The organism is Sulfidibacter corallicola, from assembly GCF_017498545.1.
Lineage (GTDB): Bacteria > Acidobacteriota > Holophagae > Acanthopleuribacterales > Acanthopleuribacteraceae > Sulfidibacter > Sulfidibacter corallicola.
This window is the reverse complement of the sequence record NZ_CP071793.1, coordinates 848520-870495: the sequence shown is the minus strand read 5'-3', so window position 1 is coordinate 870495 and position 21976 is coordinate 848520. Positions and strand designations below refer to the sequence as shown.

The following is a 21976-nucleotide window of genomic DNA, read 5'->3' as shown; positions in this document are numbered from 1 at the left end:
ACGCGTAACCGACTGATTTGATTAGCGCAACCTTGTTTCAGTCCCGGATCGAGACACCGACGATTCCGACTGCGGCTATGCCGGTGTCTGTCAACTGGGTTAGCGGACCCAAGGCGGAAGCGCACCATGTTGCAGACCTGCAACACGAAAGGTTGCAGATCTACGACGTCTCTCAGGTCGGTATCTCGAGGACTCTGCCCAGGGTCACTCCAAAGGTACCACCCTGGGCAGGTCCTTCCCAACCTGGCGATAAGGTGGGATGCGCATCATCCGCGGTCGACCGAATGCCTGTTTGGTCCTCGTTCGCGGCCAATCCTGTAGGGATGGCCCGGGACATCTCCCATCCACACATGGGTTGTATGCAATGCCACGTCAAGAGAGGTCGAGCCGTTTCATGAAGCGGTACAGCGTGGTTCGGTCGACGCCCAGCAGGCGGGCCGCGTCGCGCTTACGGCCGTCGGCCGCCTTCAACGCATCGGTGATACAGCGTTCCGCGGCACGATCGAGCGCCTCCTGGAGACTGGGGATCTCGACCTCGCCTTTCTTTGGTCCGGGCTCCACAAGTCGTTCCAACAGAAGGTCCTCGGCCTCGATTCGCTCCTCGCGCGCCAACACGGCGGCCCGTTCGACCGCGTTCTCCAACTCCCGCACATTGCCTGGCCACGGATGGGCCATCAGCCGGTCACAGGCGCTCTGGCTGAGGTGGTGGGCCCTGCCGGTGCGCTGGGCATGGGCATCCAGGAAACGTTCGGCCAGCGGAAGGATGTCCTCCGACCGGTCGCGCAACGGCGGTAGCTGAATCGGGATGACGTTGAGCCGGAAGTACAGATCTTCGCGGAACCGGTCCGCCGCCATCTCGGCGCGCAGGTCGCGATTGGTGGCGGCAATCAGGCGCACATCCACCTTTCGTGCGCGATCCCCGCCCACCGGAACCACCTCCCGTTCCTGCAACACTCTCAGCAGTTTGGCCTGAAAGGAAAGACTGATCTCGCCGATTTCGTCGAGGAACAGGGTGCCGTCGTGCGCCCGCTCGAAGCAGCCGGTGCGGGCGGTTTGGGCTCCGGTGAAGGCGCCCTTCACGTGCCCGAACAGTTCGCTTTCCAGCAGGCTCTCGGCGAAGGCCTTGCAGTTCACCGCCACCATCGGGCGATCCAGACGCGTGCTGCGCAGGTGCAGGCGCCGCGCGATGACTTCCTTTCCGGTGCCGCTCTCGCCCAGGATCAGCACCGTGGCATCGCTGTCGGCGGCTCGGTCCACGAGGGCCAAGACCTGCTTCATGGCCGGGCTCTCGGCCAGGACCTCGCGATCGTCGCCGGTCAACGCCTTGCGCAATCGATCGTTCTCGCGTTCCAGGCGGTTCAGCTTCAACGCACGCCCGACAAGAGTTCGCAACTCGTTGTTGTCGAAGGGTTTCGTCAGATAGTCGAAGGCCCCTTCCTTCATCGCTTCGACGGCACGGGAGACATCCCCGTAAGCCGTCAGAATGATGACCGGCAGCTCGGGCCGCCGTTCCCGCAGGTGGCGCAACAGGGTGACGCCGTTCATGGTCGGCATGCGTTGGTCGGTGATCACCAGATCGGCCCCTTCTCGGTCGAAACCCGCGAGCGCCTCGTGCCCGTCGAAGAAGGTGCGGCACTGGTAGCCCTTGCGTTCGAGCGTGCGGGCGATGGCGTGGGCCATGGTGCGTTCGTCGTCGACGATCATGATGCGGTCAACCACGGCCGACCCCCGCGGGTTGGGGCAATTGCAGGCTGAAACGGGCCCCGCCGAGGCCGCCATCGCCGACCGAAAGCCGCCCGCCGTGGGCCCGCGCGATTTGTTGGGCAACCGCCAACCCCAAACCGTGGCCGTTCTCCCGAGTCGTGAAAAACGGCTGGAAGATCTTTTCTCGCAATTCTTTAGGTACACCGGGCCCGTCGTCTTCCACCGAAAAGGTCACTTCGTTTTGGGAGGTTTGGGCATGCAGGCGGATGGTGCCGTTGGTCCGGCACATGGCCGCACCGTTGGCCACCAGGCCGAGCACCACCTGACACACCAGGTCCGGATCCAGCTCGACCGAAGCCTGCGGTTCGCTTGTCGGATCGACTTGGATCCGCGCGGGCGCTTCGCGCAACAGCGCCTTGGAGAGCGAAGCCATGCGGTCGAGCATGCCGCCCAGGGTGACGCGTTCCTTGTGGGGCTCCAGGGGCCGCGCGAAACCGACGATCGCATCGACCGAACGCGAAAGCCGATCGACCTCATCCAGAATCGCGTCGAGGTCGGCAGCCGAGGGTATCCCGCCCTCGGCGACGTCCTCGGCGGCATTTTGGACCTGGCAGCGAATGACGGCCAACGGGTTGCGAACCTCGTGGGCGAGGCTGGCGGCCATTTGCCCCAACGAGGCAAGCTTCTCGGATTGTGCGACTTTTGCCTGGAATTCGTTGAGTTGGGCGAGGCCCAGTTCCTGTTGGCGGCTGACCCACAGATCGCGGCGTCGGTTGTCGAAAAGCACGCCGCCGAGCACCCCCAGCGTGGCGAAGGTCATGGCCAGGTAGATGCCGAAAAAGAGAGTGCCGTCCTGGCCCGAGAGCGAAAAATCGAGACCGAGGTACAAAAGGAACGCCGTATCGACCAGGCCCAGCGCCAGTCCCGCCAAGCCGATGCGGATGCCGGTTCGATAGCGCGAGAAAAAGGACTCGTCGGGAGAAACGGGAGGCAGAATCATGGGCTCACCAACCTTAGATCGAGTTTTCCAGGTGGCATCGATATCAAGAATAACACCAGTTTCGATCGCGGGTGGTTGGGCTGCTCACTCCACGGCTTCGCCTTGGAACCAGCGGCGGAATTCGGCCAGGCGCCCGCGGCTGATGCTCAGCGACTCGCCCCACTCGGTTTCCAGCTCGCCGTTGCCGTTCGGCAAGGCACCGAAACGACGCACCGCCTCGCGGCGCATGATGGTCGCCCGGTTGATTCGAAAGAAGTGATCGTTGCAGATCTTGCCGTCCACCTGGTCGATGGTCAGGTCCAGGAAGTATTGACCGCCCTCGCTCGTTCGCACCGCCGTGTACCGACCGTCCTTGAAAATCATGCACACCTCGCGCAACCACACCAAATGGTAGCTCTGGCCGCGACGGCACACCAGGTTACGCGTCCGGTCGGGCTCCAACGCAAGGGCCTGCAGCGAATCCCGCTTGCGACACTCCTGGCGGATCTTCTCCAGACACTGGCTCAGCCGATGGGGATCCACCGGCTTGAGCAGGTAATCCAACGCGTTGACCTCGAACGCCTTGATCGCGTATTCGTCGAAAGCGGTGCAAAACACGATCATCGGGTGGTGCTTGAAGTAGCCCAGAATCTCGAAGCCGTTCAACACCGGCATCTGGACGTCCAGAAAAATGAGATCCGGCTCGAGCCGGTTGACCGCTTCGATCGCCTTCAGCCCGTTTTCGGCCTCGCCCACCACCGCGACGTCGTCGTGACCCTCCAGCAAACCGCGCAAGTAGGCCCGAGCCCCGTCCTCGTCCTCAATGAGCAGCGTTCTCACCGTCGCCCCCCACCGTGAAGGAAAAGTGATGCCGGCCATCGCGATACACATGAGCCAACGGTGCCTGGTCCAGCAGGTTCAGACGCTTGGCGATGTTGTCCAACGCGTGACCCGGCCGGAGGTGGTCGTCCAGCGATCCCTCCCACGGCTCACCGTTGTTGCTCACCGAAATCGCCAACGAGCCCGCGGCGCTCTCGCGAATGACGACCTCGACCGTGAGGGTCTCCATGGTGTCGCGGAATCCGTGGCCCACGGCATTCTCCACCAACGGTTGCAACACGAAGGTGGGAATGGCGCGCCGCCGCAAGGGATCGGGACAGTCGATGCGATAGGCCAGACGCTCGTTGTAGCGGTATTGCTGAATGTCCAGGTACCCTTCGATGATTTGCAGTTCCTCGGCGACGGTTCCCCAGACGTGACTCTTGGCACGCATGGTGTTGCGAAAGAGACCCGCCAGACGCAGCAACATCTGCTCGGCCTTGCCGGGCGAGGAACGCATGTAATAAATGTTGCTGGCCAGGGTGTTTTGCAGGAAATGCGGGTTCATCTGCGAGTGGAGCAGCTTGATTTCGGCTTCGCGATGCAACGTGGCGGCCTGTTCGCGGGCGACCTGCACGCTCAACTGCTCCTTCTCGTGGACCAGCAGACGATTGAGGCCGCGCATGTGGCGCAGGTAGGCCAGCAGCAAGGCCAACCCGAAGGCCACCACGAGCGCCTGAAACCAGAAGGTCCGCCAAAACGGCGGCAGGATTTCGAACGTGGCGACGGCTTCCTCGGCACTCCAAAGGCCCTGCCCGTTGCGAGCCGCGACCCGAAACCGATACTTGCCGGGATCGAGTCCCGTGTACATGACCTGCCGCGTATGGTGCTCGTGCCACTCGGACTGGTGCCCTTCCAACATGGTGCGGTAACGAACCTGGTTCGGCGCCCGAAAGGCCAAACCCACAAAGGAAAAAGTAACTTGATTGCGGTTGTAGGTGAGGGTCAGGTCGTCGCTGCCATCCAGGGGATAACCAAGCACGGACACACCGGTCAGGTGGACGGGTGGCGGGATCACGGCCGCGTCGATGTCGGCCGGCGAGAGAAACACGGCGCCCTGGTGATGACCGACCCATAGATTTCCGCTGCGGTCGCGGAAGAAGCCACCCAGCGTGGACTCGATCGGATCGGTCGCGGATACGGCGTGCAAGGCATTGAAACGGCTGCCGTTGAAGTAGGAAAGCCCGCGTGAGGTGCCGACCCAGATGCGGTCGAACTCATCGACGGCCAGGGAACGACATGTCTCGTCGGGTAACCCGTCGGCACGGGTGAACACGCGCAGTTGGCCGTTCTTCATCGCGGCCAGACCGCGATTGGTGCCGATCCACAACGTACTCTTGCGATCGCTCGCCAACGAAAGCACTTCCTTGCCCGGTAGATCGCGCAGCACCGAAACGACGCGCTCGCCGCTCACCTGGCTCAAGCCGTGGTCGGTGCCGACCCACAGGGTGCCGGTCTCGTCGGTGGTCAGCGCATAAACCCGCTCCGCCGAGAGTCCGTGATCGACCGAGATCTGCATGATCCCGTCCTCGTCGTAGTGGTGCAGCCCGCCGCGCAGGGTCCCGAGCCAGGTGCCGCCGGCCTCGTCCTCGGAGAAACACATGACGTAGTCGTCGCGCAGGCCCTTTTCGCGGTCCAGCAGGATGCGTCGATCCTCGTTCAGGTAGAGCGCTCCTTTGCGGGTACCGATCCAGAGGCCGCGATCGCGGGTTTCCAGCAGGGCGTTCACGAAGAAATCCGGTAACCCGAAGGCGTCGGCCATATCGTCGGCCTGGCCGTTCTCCATGCGAATCAGCCCGCGATCGGTACCGAACCAGAAACGGCCCGAATCGTCTTCGAGAATCGACTGGATGGCCCCGTCGGATCGGTTGCGGGGGAAGTTCACCGCCAGCACGGCGCGATCAACCAGTTGGAAGAGGCCCAGGCAGGTGGCGAACCAGAGCGTGCCCTCGCGATCGCGGTCGATGTTGTAGACGGTGGTCTGTCCCAGCACGTGGGTATCGCTGACGAGCCGGAAGCGGGGCACCGGCGCCGGGTCCTGCAAGGGCTGGCTGTAGGCGGCCCCGCGGTCCGTGCCGATCCAGATCGCGCCCTGGTCGTCCTCGCCGATGCCGTAGACGACCGGCGAAGGCATGCGGTGTTCCGCCCCGTAGGCCAGGAGGCCGCGATCGTCCAGGGAAAAGAGACCCTGGTCGCTACCGATCCAGAGACGGTCGTAACCATCCACCAACAAGCTGTAGACGAAGGGTTCCTCGTCGAGACCGGTAAGCGCGATCGGCTCGGCCTGGCTGCCGTCGAACAGGCAGAGCCCCTTGGCCGTACCCAGCCACAAGGTGCCGTCGCGGTTCAGGATCATGCGCTGGATGTGTTCGGCGGGCAGCCCGTCCGCTTCGGAGAAGTGGTGCCAGGCGCCGTCGGGGTCCTGGCGGCCGAGACCTCGCCGGGTGGCGAACCAGATTGCACCGGATTCGGTTCGGACGATTTCGTAGACCGAATCATCGGGAAGGCCGTGAGCCGAGGTCCACAACTCGGTCTTGCCGTCGTTCAGGCGGAGCGCCCCGTCGTGGGTCGCCAACCACAGGCCGCCGTGGCCGTCATCGGTAAATCGGCGTACCCGCGACACCTTGCGCTCGGACTCGGCCAGGGGGTCGACGAACCGATGTCCGTCGAAGCGGTTCGCCGCTTCGTAGGTGCCGAACCACATGTACCCCTGCGCATCCTGGTAACTGCAGAGCACGGTGGTGTGGGACATTCCCTGTTCCGGGGTGTAGGCGCGAAACACCAGTTCCTGGGCGTGCAGGGTGGGAAGGAGCCACAAAAGCCAGAAGTATTTCATGGGATTCCGTCACTTTCGGTTCGATCCGGTGGGAACGGTTGCGGTGAGGCGACAGGTGTTGATGTTTATCTTACACGACAGATTCAATGCCTAGGCCAAGGGACTGGATTTTGAGTTTGAAGCAAATCGAAGCGGGCACCCCAAACATTCAAAAGAGATGGATCCGGGCTGGCCGGGGATGGCGAAGCCGACGGGCGGCGGCTTCGCCATCGAGGGTAGCACTTCACGGAGACGATCGAGACCCGGTGTCGCATGCGGTTCCCTCATCCACGCGAATGTAGAAGAGGTCCAGCACGTCGAAGGTACCGTCGCCGCTGGGGTCGTCCTCCATGGCGGTGGGGCCGGACCACTGCGAGGCGAGCAAGGTCAGATCGGCCAGGGTGTTGCAGCCGTCGCCGTTCAGGTCGAGGTATTGGGAGTCGGCGGCGACCAGCACGGTGGCGGTGGCTTCCGCTTCGGCGCCGGAGCCGTCGTCGGCCGCGGTGAGCGCGAAGGTGGTGGTGACCGCGAGCGGTTGGGCCGGTGCATAGGTTGCCGTGTCGCCCACTTCCAGACCGCTGCCGAGATCGACCCAGCTCCAGGTCACGGAACCCGACTCACACCGCGGCTCGGCTTCCACGACGATCGGGGCCAGCCCCTGGACCTGTTGCTCGGGCGAGACGCGCACCGCGAAGGCCTCGACCGTAACGGTCGCCGTGTCCGAGGTCAGGCTGCCCCCGTCGGAGGTCACGACGCAGTCGTAGTCCCCCGAATCCTGTTCCGTCACGCCGAGCACACTGTAGCTGGGTGACGTGGCGCCCTGAATCTCCTGGCCGTCCTTGCGCCATTGGTAACTCAGGGTTCCGCTGCCCATGGCCGTTATCGAGAGTGTGAGGTCGGCGCCCACGCAGAAGTCGGCGCTCTCCGGTTGGGCGGTGATGATCGGTACGCTGGAGGCGGTCACCGAAACGGTGAGCAGAAAGAGGTTGCTGGGTGTACCGGCCTCGCCGACCGTCACCGGAACCGACAGGTCGCCGACGAAGTCACCGTCCGGCGTAATCGTTTGGCCGTCGCGGCTGTAATCGTCGCCATCCCAAACCCGCAGCACGCGGTTCTCACCCACGGCACTTTTCGCGGCGGTGATCGTGAGGTGATCGAGGCTCAACTCCAGCGGGACACCCTGTACGGCGTTCACGGTCACCTGACCCGTGATGCCCGGAGCGCCGACCGCGCGTATGCCCGCATCGGCGAATGCGTTGTCGCCGTCCGAGAGGGTCAGGCGTCCCAGCGCACGGCTGTCGCCATCGAGCAGGTAGATTTCATCGCCTTGGCCGCGATTGGCGCGAATCAGCAGTTGGGCGCCGAGGCCCGTCCAGACCGGATCGCTGTCCCAACCCGAGGATTCGGTCAATCGGGTCAGTTCGCCGGTCAGTAGGTCGTAGCGATAGATTTCGGAATTACCGTCGCGGTCACTGACGAAGGCCAGCGACCCGCCGTCGGGCGAGAAGGCCGGTTGGTCGTCGACCGCGGCGTGGGTCGTCACGGCGACGGGGTTGCTCATGTCGCGATTGGCGATGACGATGTCGGCGTTACCCGCGGCGTTCGACACGTAGGCGACCAGATTGCCGCCAGGCGCGACAACCGCTTCGAACTCGTCGGCCGGGGTGGCGAGCAGGACGCGGGGGCTTTCGGGCGCGGCCAGGTCCAGTTCCATCAGGTCCAGGTTTCCGGACGCGTCGCTGGTGTAGACCAGGGTCGAGCCGTCGGGCGTGAACGCCGGGTCGGTCTTGTCGCCGCTCCCGCTCGTCAGTGCGGTTTCGCTGCCATCGCCGTCGCGGAGGTGGAGTTGGAAGGTACCGCTACGCCGGGCCGACCAGGCGATGTCCGTCCCGTTGGGGGCCAGACGCGGGCGGGTGTCCTCTTCCAGGTTCGAGACCAATCGCGAGGGGTCCGATTCGCCCGCGAAGAAGCGATAGATGTCCATCTCGCCGCCCGGATCGTGACGATTCGAGGCGAACACCCAAAGCCCGGGTGCGCTGCCGGCGCCGCTCCCCGAGAAGCCGCCGTACTCGCTTGTGTTGCCGACCGCGTCGGTGACGGTCGCCGTGATCTTCATGCCGACCGGGATGCGCGAGAAGGTGATGAAGCGGTTGTTCTTGGGTAGATCGGTACCGACCAGGGTCGCCCCTTCGTCGTCGGGATCGGCGAAGACATGAACCTCGGCGCCGGGGTCGAGCCCGCTGGGAATGTTGCCCTGAACGCGGCCGCGCGAACTCATCACCTCGGTCACGGTGGGCGCCTGAATCCCGTCGTTGGCGCCGTTCACGAGCCGAATGGCCTTGCCCCCGTTGCGGGTGATGCGGTTGCCGCGCAAACTGTTGTGGTTCGTCGAAGCGCCGTCCACCGTCACGCCGTCGCCGGTGTTGTCGCGAATGTCGTTGTTGGCGAAGCGCGTGTCGTGCGCACCGCCATCGATCAACACACCGGTCGCACATCCTTCGATCAGGTTGTCCCGCACCGTGGCCAAGCCGAGGCCGTCGGTCAGGTGGATGCCGAAAACGGGGGTCACGCCCGGGCCGTCGCCGATGGTGTTGCCGATGATCGAAATGCCGCCGTCGGCGCCGGAAGCGAAGATGTTGCCGAGCGCGTTGTCGCTGATCGTGTTGCGGGATATCCCCAGCGGTTCACCCACGATCACCGAGGCGGCCCCGTCGCTGAAGATGCCGTAGCCCGTGTTGCCGGCCGTCATGGGCCCGTGGACGAAGCCGAAGTCATCGCCCAGCGCACCGATGAACGCATTGCGAACGGTGATGCCGTCCACCGTGTCGTTGTCGAGAAAGATCGCCTTGCCGCTGGTACCGTTGACCGCGACCGATCCCTCCGTACCGGGTACGCCGATGTGCACACCCATGGTGGCGCCGCTCAGTTGAATGCCGTTGACCCCGGTGATGGTGCCGTCGTCACGCCCGTAGACGTTGGTGTTGCGAATCGAGATGTCGGCACAGTCCAACAGATGGATACCGTTGCGACCGAAAGCCGAGAGGTTGACTTCGCCGCCCGCCGCGTCGGAGCCGATCTGGGCCGCCATCACCCCGGACAACCGCATGGCGTCCTTTTCCGGTTGGTGTACGGCGAAATCGAAAACCTCGAGTTGTTGGGCGTCGGTGGCGGCCAAGCCCGCTTCGGTGGTGCCCGTGACGCGGCAGCCGTTCAGGATCGTCTGGGAGGCGCCCGTCAGGTGGAACCCGAACTCGCTGCCGGCTTCGCCGGTGGCGGTACAGCGTGTGAACTGGTTGAGGTCGCAGCCCAAACCCACTTCGTAGTGGGTGGCGCCCTTCGTAACCAAGAGATTTCTGAATTGGTTGACGGAAGCACCGTCGGACACCACCACACCGACGGTGCTGCCGTCGTAGGTGCTGGGATCATCCGGATCGAGGCTGTAGACCTGGTTATCCGCGGCCATCGGGCCGCTGATCCGCAGGCCGATCTCGTAGCCCTCGCTGGACCCGTCGATCAACACCACGCCGCTGCTGTTGTCGATGGCGAAACCGACGGTGGGCATGCCGCGTTTCGGTACGGGCGGCGCCATACCCTCGGCGCTGACGTCCTGGAGCAGGGTCGGTCCGGCCTTCGTGGCCGCGATGTCTTTCAATTGCACGCCACCTTCGCCGTTGTTGCCCACGCGAACATCCTGAATCGCGGTGAGATCCGCGGCCAAAACCGAAATCCCCCAGGCCCCGTTCTGGCGGTCGTCGCCCGCGGCGTCGAGCTGACCGACCGTGCCGTTGCGCAGGACGGTGCTCGCCACCATCGGACCCTCGATCAAGATGCCACTGCCGCCGCAGGCCTCGATCGCGAAGTCTTCGATCACGTTGGCGTCGGCCCGATTGACGAGAATTCCCGCACCGTCGGCACCCTCCAGAAGACCGATTTTCAGGGTGTTGGCCGTCACGGGCGAGGAGGTCTCCATGCCCATCTCGGCGCCGAACACCACGCCTTTGGCGCCGAGCGTGCAGTCTACCGAAGTCACGGTCAACTGGTTGTCGGCCGCGCCGTTGAGATCGATCGCGTAGCCTCTCAGCGCTTGGTGGACCCGAGTCAGGCTCAGGACGTTGGCGTTGGCACTGGCCCGCATCAACAATCCGGTCAGCACGTTGGTGAGCGGTGTCTCGCTCGCGCTCAGTCCGATGCTGCCCGTGACCCGGTTGTTGGTGGCGTCGTCGATCGTCAGGCCGATGGCGTTGCCGCCCGAGACGATGTCCAGCTCGTTGTAGGCGGCGCCTGGGCTGAGTTTGACACCCTCGGCGGAGCACTCGAACACGCTCGCCTCGACCTTGTGCCCCGTACCGGTAATTTCGATGCCCTTCCCCAAGGCGCCGCTGATCTCCAATCCGGTGAATTCGCCCGCGGTCCCCGCGATCGTCAGGGTCCCGCCCGAGAGGATCAGGTCCTTGATGACCTGACCCTTGCCGAGCACGCCCAGCGAGGTGTCGTCGATCGTCGGCTTACCGCCCGTTCCCTGAAGGATGTCGTGGCCGCCGGCGATGGAGCCGAACTCGAGCGAACCACCGGCGGTCCCGGGCGTGGTGGCCGGGACGTTGATGGTATCGGTGAAGGTGCGGCCACAATCGACGATGCCCAAATCGCCGTCTTCGGGCGTGCCGAACGGCGCCATGTCCAGGTTCTCCTCGGCCACCCACCCCGTATCGCCGAGCACGGCTCCGGATCCTTCGCGAACGGTGCGCGTCCGGCGATGGAGCCATTCGTGGCCGCCGGTGGGTTCGTAGAGGGTAAAGCCGCTGGGCACCGCTTCGAGGGTGGTCTCGCGACCCACTTCGTTGTCCTCGTCATCCAGGGTCACGGTCGTCAGCTCGAAGCGGTTCTCGTCGTCGAAACTGCCGCTATCGATGAAGTGCCCCTCGAAATCGGCGTAGAAAATCGCGTCGCCCAGGCTGATCACGCCGTCCAGCGGTGCGTGGGCGGCGCTTAAATCGCCCACCGTGAAGGTGGTGCCGTCGGTGAGTCCGGCCAGGCGGGTCACCATCATCGACGCGCTGGCGCCTGCGGGCGTCAACACCGTGACCGAGGCCATCTCACCCTCGGGGACCGCGGTCGGCAAGCGCACCGTCAGGCGTTTGTCGTCGGTGGAAATCGGCGCCACGTCGACGGGTCCGCCCGTGAAGCCGAAGCGCACCACGACCTCTTCCAAGACGCCGGAAAGGTTTTCGCAGTCAAGCACCAGGGTGGCGAACCCTTTGGCTTCGGTCGGGCTGATGGCGGTCAGAACGGGCGCATCCAACACGAGAAACTCCAGGGCCGCGCTGGCCAATTCCGAATCACCGGCCTTGATGGACACTTCGGTGGGACCGGGATCGAGACCAGCCGGCACCCGCGCGGTGATCTCGGTCGTTTCGACGCCGCTGATGACGGCGCCGGTTTCGCCGAAGAGGACCATGTCGGCGGGATCGCTGGCCGGATCGAAAAAGCTGCCGTGCATGGTGACCGGTGTGCCCGCGAAGTCCGCAAAAGGCTCGGCGCCCCGTTTCGCGCCGGCAGCGGCGAAGCCCTTGGACGGGGATCGATTTTGCAGCAGCGGGCGGCGTTGCACCGTGACCGGCGTGGCGAAGGCGCGTGGCCCGCCGCGCGGACTGGAGGCGGCCAGGGTATAGGTACCCGGGCTCAGGTTCTCCGGAATGGTAAGCGTCAGGTCATCGCCGGACAGCGACTCACCGGGCGCACTGGTGGTGTCGAACCAGATCTTGTTCATTTCGGGAGCGGCGGTCCACCAACGCAGGCCGGTCAGGGTGAGCGAATCGCCGGGGGCCAAGGTGAAGCCCACTTGATTGAGCGAGGTGATCTTGGGCGCCAGCGGGTCGCCCACCAATACCAGACTCGATTCCAGCGGCGTGACGTTGGGGCCGAGCGAGGTGCCCAGCAGCGCCGCCGTGCGCTCGCCGATCTTACCGACCGTCGAGATCTTGGACAGCACTTCCAGCGGAACCCACAGCTTGGAGATCAACCCGGCGAGCTTGCCCTGGGCGGCGCCGAGACCGGCCAGGGCCTTGATCCGCAACATTTCCTTCCAAATTTCCAACGCGGTGGTGCCGACACGCCAAGCGATGGTGGCCGTATCGCTGACGGCCCCGCTCTCGATGTCGGTCACCAGCGTATTGATCATGTTGTAGGAGACCGTGTACCCGCCGCTCACCATATCGCGAAAGGCCTGACCCACGAGGGCGTGGTCGCCGGTCTTGTCGAACAGCGAAAGCGCGTCCAGTACGACCATCGTCAGGTTCAATGCCGTGGCCGTGATCTTGTCGCGCGTGGCCACGCTGGAGGCGGTGCTGTCGATCGCATCCATGAGCGTGCTGTCCTCGTCGTTGGGACTGGTATCGATGACCGCACCGCTGTACATGCGCAGGATGTAGATCGCATCGTCCTCGTTCTGGAGGTTCAGCGGATCTTCGCCGTCGCCGATCAGGCTCTGGCTGAGCGCGTCCAGTGCAAACGACACGATATCGATTTTCGCCGAAAGTTGTTTGGCGGGAACGATGCCGAGCTGGGCGTAGGTCTCGCGCGTGAAGGCCGTGCTCTCGAGCGCCAGAATGCTGTTGAGCCCGTTGTCCAGCGCAGCCTGTTCCGGGTCGATGCGGGCCACGTTGATCACCCAGTCGGAGGGCAGGCCGTCCGGCGCGGCGACCGCCACACCGGGCGGCGAACCGTCCTGGAATTTCGGCGTAAGCCAATCGGTCCCCAGCGTTTGCACGCGGCCATCGAACTTGCGCGAGGCGCTCAGATCGGAATGGGAATCGGCAGGCAGGATATCGACCAGGGCCGACACCGCTTCGGCGACCTTGTCGATCACCGCCTGGTTGGTTAGCGGGTCCGAGGTCAAGACCCAGTGCTCCTCGACCAGGGCTTCCAGTTCACTCAGTTTCTGACCGACCGTGGCGTTGCCGGTGGCCAGGTCGGCCAGGTAGGCGTAACGCTGGGGGTTGTCCGTCACGAAAAACGGCTGGTTGAGCAACAGCGCCAACGCGGTACTGGCCGCATCGATCACGGGGCCGCTCGTGTCGCGGTCAGGGCAATAGCGACCCAGAAAGATGTTGCCGTCGCCGTTTTTGGGAACCGCGGCGATGATCGAATCATCGCTGGCGCTGGCCGAGACAGAGTAGCTTGAGCCGGTGAGCGAGCCCACGCCGAAAGTGCCGACCAGGTCGAAATCGGTTGGATCCAATCCGACGGGCAGCGATACCGAACCGGCGAGCGGGAACAGGACGTGGAACACCCGACCCGTGGTGTGGGTCCCATTCTCGGTGGTGACCGTGATCGCCCCGGTGGTGGCGCCCACCGGCACGGTGATTTGGAGTTCCGTGTCGGTGTGGCTCAGGATCTCGGCGTCGACCAGGCCGATGCGGACCGAAACCTCGGTGTCCACGGTGGGCAGGAAATTGGTGCCGGTCAGGGTGACGGTGGTACCGGTCGTGCCACCGGTAGGCAGAAAATCGGTTACTCGGGGGGCTTGGCCAAAGGCGACAGGGGATATGAGAAATGTGGGAACCAGAACGATAAGGATACGAACGAACGCGGCGGACATGAGCGATACCTCCTGGATTGCGAGCCGACCGATAGCGGGCTCGCTATCGGAAATCTCACCCTCGGCTGGAGGCAGCGAAAGGCGCCGTGTCGTGAACGGCAGAAAGGCCGTCGTGAATGGCGGAGATCGGCGAAGGCGGTGACGCCGGTCACCCCCCGCCCAACGCCTGCCCGATGGCGCCTGTCCATCTCGGGTTCACCCCTGGCCATCGGCGAGGAAAGCCTTCAGACTTTTCCCCCACGACTTCGTTATCATATGTACATGTTCTTAGAAATGCTGAACTTTTGCCTTTCAAACCCAACGGAGCGAGAACGATGACTACGTACCACCTGGCCCAGTACAATGTGGCCCGCGCCCTGTATCCCTTGGACGATCCGAGAATGCAGGGATTCGTAACCCAACTGGACACCATCAACGCCCTCGCCGAACGAGCCCCCGGTTTCGTGTGGCGCCTCAAATCCGATTCGGGCAACAGCACCGACATCAACCCCTACGATGACCCCCACATGATCATCAACATGTCGGTCTGGGAAGACCCGGATTCCCTATTCGAATTCACCTACCATACGGACCACGTCAAGGTATTCGCGGATCGCCTTCAGTGGTTCGAGCGCATGAAAGGCCAGCCCAGCCTGGTCTTGTGGTGGGTCGAGGCCGGGGTGATCCCGGACGAATACGAAGGGAAACGACGGTTGGCGCTTTTGGCGGACGAAGGCCCCTCCGCCAAGGCCTTCACCCTCAAGAAACGCTTCGATCCACCCGCAACCTAGTACCCATCCAGAAACGAATAAATCGCAATCGCCAAGCTGGTTCGCCCGGATGGGCACGCGACCAGGCCTCCGGCGTCAGGTCTCGGCAAGATGCCTGTTTTTAGGTCAATCGCCGATACCTGACGCCGATTCCGATTCGCATTGGATACCCGGCCGATTCAGGGGAGCCTTTTCATAAAAACCCTGTGTTCGGATGAACGGCATCCACGCTTGGTGGTCGCCCGCCCGCTCCGGGCGGGCATTCCCGCGCTCACGAGTGGTGAAACACGATTTGGTTTTGGAGCGCCAGGGCTGCACGCGCCACGTTCATCCCGTGGCACGCGGCCGCCTCCAATTGATCATCCTGTACGCCGATCGATTCCTGCTCGTCGTTTCCCGTGCGCGCGTAGGGTCCCCAATGAATCCCTCCCTTGGCGTAGCCCGGCGTGTTCTTGGGCAGGGGGATGATGATCATGCCGAGTTCGGCCAGGGTGTTGAGCATCGAAACCATGGCCAGTTCGGCACCGCCACCGGCTTTGCCGAATCCGCTCCCGGTGGCGAACACCGCACCGATTTTGCCGACCATCTCGTCGCGCATCCACAACGGCGCGATTACGGTGTCGAGCAGCTTCTTGATACGCCAATCGGGTGCACCCATATGAACCGGTGTCCCGAAAAGGATTCCGTCACTTTCCAGAAAGTCGTTGGTCGTCACCGTCTCGGTTGTTTTGGTAATGACAGTGGTGTCCCTGATCTCGCGTGCGCCTTCAGCGATCTTGGCGGCCATTTTGTCCGTGCAGCCAGAATCACTGATACTCGTTACCAAAATCTGAATCATTTGAACTCCTTGGGATCTCGCGGCGCACCCGATCATGGAATCGACATGCCCGCAGGGAAGGACGACACGGCCGTTCGCCGAGAGGTACCGAAATGACGTGTTTCATCCAACCATAGGAGGGACTCTAGCAAATTAAAACGACCGCACAAGTGAAATATCTTCCACAAGCAAAACGCAGCAATCCATCACAGATGCGCTTTTTTGAAAACTCGACTTTCTTGAGTTTGACAGCAATCAATCTGCCGATTAGCGAACGGCTCAAAGGGGTCAAATCGTACCAAATCCTCACCCAAACTCGGCCAGGCAAAGCCTCATTCCGTCGTGATTGACAAGAGCAAACCCTTTTTTTCGGCCAAGAGCGATACAACACTCATGGGTATTTCGCCTAAGGTAAAAAGGGCGCCCACGACCTTGACCGAAGCGCCCCGGCTCGGTGGTGGGTATCCATACATTAATATATGAACGGAGTGCCAGGGGTTGGGTCGTGACCGAGTCGCAAGAGGAAAAGCAGATTTAAAACGGAACAAAAAAATACAAAAACATGGTAAAAACACAAATGAAAATAAAAAGACCCATGACTCGACCAACTCATGTCGACACTTGAAAAAACGCCGCGGTGTAAAATCAAGACGCTCTGGATACCCTCTAGAAAAAGTCGTCTTTTCAGGACATTTTCCAATCATATTATTTGATTGACGACCCACCCAAAGTGAATCTCGACCACACTTCTGTAGATGATCCCCCACTCGAGGCTTTCATGATATCGATGCATCAACTCACCAAGGTCTACGACATGGGCGACCTTCGGGTCACCGCCCTGAAAAACATATCCTTCGAGGTTGCCGCCGGCGATTTCGTGGCCATCATGGGCTCCTCCGGTTCCGGTAAGTCCACCCTCCTCAACATTCTCGGTTGCCTGGATCGATTCGATTCGGGAAGTTACCGATTGAAAGGTACCGAGGTCCACCGCCGCGGTGACGACGAGCTGGCAACCATTCGCAATCGCGAGATCGGTTTCGTCTTCCAGAATTTCAACCTACTGCCCCGAAAAACCGCCCTTCAAAATGTAGCCCTACCACTGCTCTATCGCCGGGAACGCCAGATCGACCTGCAACGTGCGGCCTCGATGCTGCGGCGTGTGGGCCTTGGCGATCGGATGCACCACCGGCCGATGGAGTTATCCGGCGGTCAGTGCCAACGGGTGGCCATCGCCCGCGCGTTGATCAACGAGCCGGCGATCATCCTGGCGGACGAGCCCACGGGTAACCTGGACAGCACCACGTCCGCCGATATCATGGCGCTGTTCGTGGAGCTGAACGAGGCCGGGCACACCCTGGTCATGGTCACGCACGAGGAAGAGATCGCGGCCTACGCTTCGCGCACCGTGCGCCTGAAAGACGGAGAAATCTTTGCAGAAGAACATCGACAAACCCATGCCTGACGGGCTCAGGAGTCTGGTTCGGTCGGCCCTCTCGTTTTTGGTGTTGATCGCCGGGATCACGGTGGCGGCCGGCGATACCGAACCACGGATCGAACGCGGCCCTTTCCACCAGGAACTGGTTCTCAGCGGCACCTTGGCGGCCGAGAATTCCGAGCGTTTCTATGCACCGCGCACCCAGCAATGGAACGTGACCATTCAGTGGATGAAGCCCGAGGGAGAGACGGCCGCGCCCGGGGAAGCCATCGTACGCTTCGACGACAGCGGTATGGTGGACAAGATCGAGCAATTGGAAAAGGACCTGGAGGAACAAGAAAAGAAGCATCAGAACCTGATCGCCGAGATGCGCGACCAGAAGCTGGACCTCGATCGCCAAATCGAAGAGGCGGAACTGGATATGGCGATCGCGAACGTCGATGCGGCAGTGCCCGAAGATCTTCGCAAGGCCCGCGAATACCACGACTTCCAACTGGCCCTCGCCAAAAGCCGGACCGACCTGGAACGAAAGCGTTTCAATGCCGAGCAGGAACAAGCCAATGCACGCGACAAAATCAAGGGCTCGGCGCTGAACCTGGAACTCCTGAAAACGAAGCTGGCCCATGCCCGCCAACTGCGCCAATCCTTGGAGCTGAAAACCACGCGCGGCGGCGTGGTCATCTACGAAGAGAAAATGGGCGAGAATCGCAAGCTCCAACCGGGCGATTCGGTGCAATCGACCCGTCCGGTGGTCAACATTCCCGACCTGAGCCGGCTTCAACTGGAAGTCTACGTCACCGAATTCGAACGACGGCAAATCGAGGAGGGCCAGCGAGTAGCCGCGAGGCTCGACGCCTACCCCGACATCGAACTCACCGGGCAGGTACGCTCCGTGTCCAAACAGGCCATCCAAAAGAGGACCTGGGGCAAGAGCATTCATTTCAAGGTGGTGGTGGCACTGGACCGGATGGATCCGGATCGGATGCGGCCGGGCATGAGTGCCCGCACCGCGATTCAGCTCGTGAAGGTGGATTCCGCGCTACTGGTCCCGATGACCGCGGTCCAGTGGAACGCTTCGGGATACTGGATTCAGGCCCGCGATCGGGAGCCGTTGTTGGTGCATCCGCTCGGGTTCGACGATTTCTACATGGCCATCGACGACGGATCCGGACTGTCCGAGGGAACCCTGCTCGTGGCGCGCTTTTCACCGCCGACGACACCGGCGAAGCTCACCGCGGGAGTGCCCGATGAATGAATCGACCACCCACCTCCGCGAGACCGGCGCACCCGCCCATGGCAGTTGGATGGGTCTCGCAAAGGCCGTCTCCCTGGCATTGCTCCTTTTTTTGCCGACAGGCTGCGACCGGCTGCGGGAAGGCTCACATCCCGAACGCGATATCTACCTCGTTTCGCGCCAGCCGATGCAGGTCACCATCGAGGCCTCGGGTTCGCTGGTTTCGGACAACTCGATCTACATCGAATGCCCCAAGATCGCCAATGCGTGGAGTTTTCGACTCGACTACCTGGCCCCCGAGGGCTCGATGGTGCGAGCCGGTATGCCGGTCGCCAGATTCGCCGACCAGGAACAACAACAGCAACTGCAATCGACCTTGTCGGAGCTGGACGCACGGCGAAAGGACATCGAGAAACGGCGACTGGAGCGGATCGAAGCGCTCGAGAAGGAAGAGCTCTCCCTGGTGGAGGCTCGCGCGGAGGCAGACAAGCAGCGCCGCAAAGTGAAGGTCCCCGAGGAGATCCAGGCCCGAACCGAATTGGAAAAAGAGAGACTGAAAGCGAAGAAACTCGACTTGCAGGTGGCTTCGCTGGAACGCAGGATCGCGCGCATGAAGCGCGATCGCGAGAGCGCGACGATCCAGGCGGAAAACGAGCTGAACATGCTCCAAAGCAGGGTCGACAGAATGCGTGCCGATATCCAGAAGCTGAGTGTGACCGCGGCGCGAGACGGGCTGATCGTGTACAAGCGCGGTTGGAACGGTGAAAGAGTCAAGATCGGCGATTCGGTTTGGTTCGGCATGACGCTCGCGGAAATTCCCGACCTGAAAACCATGTCGGTCAAGGCCACGATCGCCGAGGTGGACGCGGGAAGAGTGACGGCCGGTCAGCCGGTGGAAATCCGCCTGGACGCCAACCCCGACAAGGTGTACCGCGGCTCGATCCGCAGCCTGGGGCGCATCTTCCGCGCCAAATCGCACAACAAGCCCAGCACGGTCTTCGACGCGGAAGTCGCGATCGAGAACCCCGACCCGGAGGTCATGCGCCCGGGGATGACGGCCAAGTTGAAAATCGAAGTGGATCGCGTCGAAGACACGCTTTCCATTCCGCGCGACGCGCTGCACTTCGAAGGTTTGAATCCCTACGCGAAACTGATCGGCACCCGCTGGCGCGGGGAACGGCGCCAACCGGTGGAGGTCGGGCTGCGCAGTGGCGATCGAATCCAAATCCTGGCGGGTTTGAAAGAGGGCGATCAGGTGGTCCTACCCGACCAGACAGCGGCCCAGGGAGACGGCACATGAACAGCACGAATCCCATGAAAGGCGTGGTTCTCCGGCTCGCCCTGGCATCGCTTCTGGCGAGCGCGGCCTGCAACGAACGCAAGGGTCCCGAGGTGTATTCGGTCGAGATCCGGAAGGGCCCGTTCGAAATCGTGGTCCAGGCCGAAGGAAAACTGCGGGCGGTACGCACCACACCCATCAAACCACCGCCGCAAATCCACCAGGGCGTGATCAAGTGGCTGATCGAGGAAGGCACCGAAGTCGCCCCCGATCAGGTCGTGGTGCGTTTGGACGACAGTAAAATGACACAGGAGCTCACCGAAGCCGAGGCCAAGGTGGCGCAGCGGGACCTGGAAATCGGCAGCGAGAAACGCACCCAAGCCAAGGCTGGGCGGGAATTGACCGATCAGGTCGCGATGATCGGAAAAGAAAACGACATCGCCCAACGGTTCGCCCTCAAAGACGAACACCTCTTCAGCCGCAGTGACCTGATCGACAACGAAATCGACCTGGCCTTGTTGGAAGCCAAGAAAGATCACTACGGGAAGCTGCTCGATCGCCAGGAAGAAAAGCGCGCCACCACCCTGGACCTGCTCGCCGTGCGGCGCCGCATCGACCAGAGCCGAGTGAACCGGCTCAACGACCAGAAGGCCCACATGGAGATCCGCGCCCCGCACGCTGGGGCCTTCTATTACAAGCGCAACTGGCGCGGCGAGGCCCCCAGTGCCGGGATGACCATCTGGAGCATGTCGACCATCGGCGAAATCCCCGACCTGAGTGAAATGGAAGCGGTGGTTTCGGTGCTGGAGAGCGAGGCTCAGGGGATCGCGGAAGGGCGGGAGGTCCTGCTGGAACTGGATGCGGCGCCGGGTCGCGTCTTTCGCGGCGCCGTGCGCTCGATCAGTCCGTTGGCCCAGGCGATCGATCACGACAGCCCCGTCAAGTTCTTCGAGACGATCGTCGCGCTGGAACACACCGATCCGGACCTGATGATCCCGGGAGGCAGGGTGCGGGCCCGCATTTTCGTGGCCCGCCTCGACGAGGTCGTCGCGGTGCCCAACCAGTCATTGTTCTCGGAAAGCGACCAGACCTGGGTCCACGTGATCGAGAACGGCCGTGCCGTGCGACGAGAGGTGGTTGCCGGCACGCGGGGACCCAGCCGAACCGTCATCGTGGAAGGCATGCAGTCCGGCGACCGCATCGCCCTCGCCGATCCCGAGGAGAGCGCACCGTGAACGAATGGATACAGGACGCCAAAGAGGCACTGGAACAACTCGGCACGCAAAAACTGCGTACCTTCCTTACGTTACTGGGGATGATCTTCGGTGTCGGCGCCGTCATCGCCATGTTGAGCATCGGTGAGGGCGCCGAACGCGAAGCGCTGCAGTTGATCGACGCCATGGGGATGCGCAACGTGATCGTCAAGACCAAGGCGGTCCCCCGCGATCGCCTGGCCGAAGTCCGCGAGGACTCGCTGGGGCTCTCGTTGAAGGATGTGGCCATCGCTCGCGAGACCCTCCCCTTTCTGGTGGGCGCCACCGCCCTCAAACGCGTGCGCACCTATGAGATCTTTTGCGAGACCGGCAAGAGCGACGCCACGGTGGCCGGGGTGACCGCCGACATCTTCGCCTTCGGTCAACTGGAGATGGCGGCCGGAAGGCCCCTGCTCGACCTGGACGGCCAACGCGGTGCACGGGTCTGCGTGTTGGGCAGCCAGGCGGCCTTCGACCTCTTCGGCAACCGCCCGCCCCTGGATCGCCAGGTCAAGATCAATCACCTTTGGTTCAGGGTCGTGGGCGTGTTGGCGGATCGCAACCTCAGCCGTTCCGAGTTTCAGGGTGTGCGCATCGACTCCCCGCGAAACCGCATCTTCATTCCCATCGACACCGCGCTGAATCGCTTTCCCTTCAACTTCCTCGAGGAGGAACTCGACGAGTGCCGGTTCCAGATCGCGGCGGGCATGGACACCGGCAAGGCCGCCGCGGGCCTCAACCGCCTGTTGGAGAGCCGTCACCGCGGCGTCGACGACTTCGAACTGGTGGTACCCGAGGCCTTGCTGGAACAGCACCGCCGCACCCAGGACATCTTCAACATCGTGATGTCCGCGATCGCCGGCATCTCCTTGCTGGTGGGCGGCATCGGCATCATGAACATCATGCTGGCCAACGTTCTGGAACGCACGCGCGAGATCGGCCTGCGGCGGGCGATCGGCGCGCGTCGCCGCGACATTCAACGCCTGTTCCTGATCGAGGCCTTCGCGATTTCAACGCTCGGTGGGCTGATCGGGATCGCCATCGGCTTCGCGATCGCCAAGGGGATCTCCCTGTACTCGGGCTGGGCCGTAGCCTGGTCGGGCGCGGCGGTGCTGCCCGCGATCCTGGTGTGCGCGACCGTGGGACTGGTGTTCGGGATCTACCCGGCGGTCAAGGCCGCGAAGCTCGATCCCATCGAAGCCCTGCGCCACGACTGAGCCGCAGAGTGCGGGAAA

General features: G+C 62.9%; 12 protein-coding genes. 6 read left to right on the top strand and 6 right to left on the bottom strand.

Annotated features, from left to right (window positions below):
- Positions 1–372: 372 nt before the first annotated feature.
- From J3U87_RS02490 to J3U87_RS02470, 5 genes are all read right to left on the bottom strand, one after another.
- Positions 373–1719: a sigma-54-dependent transcriptional regulator gene (locus J3U87_RS02490; RefSeq protein WP_237381446.1), complete on the bottom strand. Its 1347-nt coding sequence runs from the start codon at positions 1717–1719 to the stop codon at positions 373–375.
- Complete coding sequence (locus J3U87_RS02485) at positions 1712–2704, bottom strand: sensor histidine kinase (protein ID WP_237381445.1); 993 nt, start codon at positions 2702–2704, stop codon at positions 1712–1714. Before J3U87_RS02485 ends, J3U87_RS02490 begins: the two co-directional genes overlap by 8 nt.
- A gap of 84 nt (positions 2705–2788) precedes the next feature.
- Complete coding sequence (locus J3U87_RS02480) at positions 2789–3523, bottom strand: LytR/AlgR family response regulator transcription factor (RefSeq protein WP_237381444.1); 735 nt, start codon at positions 3521–3523, stop codon at positions 2789–2791.
- The gene (locus tag J3U87_RS02475) at positions 3504–6398 is read right to left on the bottom strand and encodes a two-component regulator propeller domain-containing protein (protein WP_237381443.1); all 2895 of its coding nucleotides are present in this window, start codon (positions 6396–6398) and stop codon (positions 3504–3506) included. Before J3U87_RS02475 ends, J3U87_RS02480 begins: the two co-directional genes overlap by 20 nt.
- Before the next feature lie 223 nt (positions 6399–6621).
- The gene (locus J3U87_RS02470) at positions 6622–13974 is read right to left on the bottom strand and encodes a right-handed parallel beta-helix repeat-containing protein (protein ID WP_237381442.1); all 7353 of its coding nucleotides are present in this window, start codon (positions 13972–13974) and stop codon (positions 6622–6624) included.
- A gap of 314 nt (positions 13975–14288) precedes the next feature.
- Here J3U87_RS02470 and J3U87_RS02465 point away from each other — a divergent pair, with 314 nt between their 5' ends.
- A complete protein-coding gene (locus J3U87_RS02465) occupies positions 14289–14744 on the top strand; it encodes a DUF3291 domain-containing protein (protein WP_237381441.1) in 456 nt (151 codons plus the stop codon).
- Between the two features lie 250 nt (positions 14745–14994).
- On the opposite strand, the gene J3U87_RS02460 is transcribed toward J3U87_RS02465, so the two are convergent.
- Positions 14995–15561, bottom strand: coding sequence for a flavodoxin family protein (locus tag J3U87_RS02460; RefSeq protein WP_237381440.1), 567 nt, complete (start codon positions 15559–15561; stop codon positions 14995–14997).
- Between the two features lie 757 nt (positions 15562–16318).
- On the opposite strand from J3U87_RS02460, the gene J3U87_RS02455 reads away from it, so the two are divergent.
- The 5 genes from J3U87_RS02455 to J3U87_RS02435 are packed head-to-tail and all read left to right on the top strand — an operon-like array spanning position 16319 to position 21958.
- On the top strand, positions 16319–17002 hold the full coding sequence (locus J3U87_RS02455; protein WP_237381439.1) for an ABC transporter ATP-binding protein: 684 nt from the start codon (positions 16319–16321) through the stop codon (positions 17000–17002).
- Positions 16971–18230, top strand: a complete 1260-nt coding sequence (locus J3U87_RS02450; protein ID WP_237381438.1) for an HlyD family secretion protein — start codon at positions 16971–16973, stop codon at positions 18228–18230. The genes J3U87_RS02455 and J3U87_RS02450 overlap by 32 nt, the downstream gene beginning before the upstream one ends.
- Positions 18223–19509, top strand: a complete 1287-nt coding sequence (locus tag J3U87_RS02445) for an efflux RND transporter periplasmic adaptor subunit (protein ID WP_237381437.1) — start codon at positions 18223–18225, stop codon at positions 19507–19509. The genes J3U87_RS02450 and J3U87_RS02445 overlap by 8 nt, the downstream gene beginning before the upstream one ends.
- Positions 19506–20723 carry an efflux RND transporter periplasmic adaptor subunit gene (locus J3U87_RS02440; protein WP_237381436.1) on the top strand — a complete coding sequence of 406 codons (1218 nt, stop codon included), beginning with the start codon at positions 19506–19508 and terminating at the stop codon, positions 20721–20723. The genes J3U87_RS02445 and J3U87_RS02440 overlap by 4 nt, the downstream gene beginning before the upstream one ends.
- Positions 20720–21958, top strand: a complete 1239-nt coding sequence (locus J3U87_RS02435) for an ABC transporter permease (protein WP_237381435.1) — start codon at positions 20720–20722, stop codon at positions 21956–21958. The genes J3U87_RS02440 and J3U87_RS02435 overlap by 4 nt, the downstream gene beginning before the upstream one ends.
- The last annotated feature ends 18 nt before the right edge of the window (positions 21959–21976 follow it).

Bases quoted from the DNA above. Each gene is read 5' to 3' on its own strand.
- J3U87_RS02485 (WP_237381445.1), bottom strand. From the start codon at position 2,704: ATGATTCTGCCTCCCGTTTCTCCCGACGAGTCCTTTTTCTCGCGCTAT.
- J3U87_RS02475 (WP_237381443.1), bottom strand. From the start codon at position 6,398: ATGAAATACTTCTGGCTTTTGTGGCTCCTTCCCACCCTGCACGCCCAG.
- J3U87_RS02470 (WP_237381442.1), bottom strand. From the start codon at position 13,974: ATGTCCGCCGCGTTCGTTCGTATCCTTATCGTTCTGGTTCCCACATTT.
- J3U87_RS02465 (WP_237381441.1), top strand. From the start codon at position 14,289: ATGACTACGTACCACCTGGCCCAGTACAATGTGGCCCGCGCCCTGTAT.
- J3U87_RS02460 (WP_237381440.1), bottom strand. From the start codon at position 15,561: ATGATTCAGATTTTGGTAACGAGTATCAGTGATTCTGGCTGCACGGAC.
- J3U87_RS02455 (WP_237381439.1), top strand. From the start codon at position 16,319: ATGATATCGATGCATCAACTCACCAAGGTCTACGACATGGGCGACCTT.
- J3U87_RS02445 (WP_237381437.1), top strand. From the start codon at position 18,223: ATGAATGAATCGACCACCCACCTCCGCGAGACCGGCGCACCCGCCCAT.
- J3U87_RS02440 (WP_237381436.1), top strand. From the start codon at position 19,506: ATGAACAGCACGAATCCCATGAAAGGCGTGGTTCTCCGGCTCGCCCTG.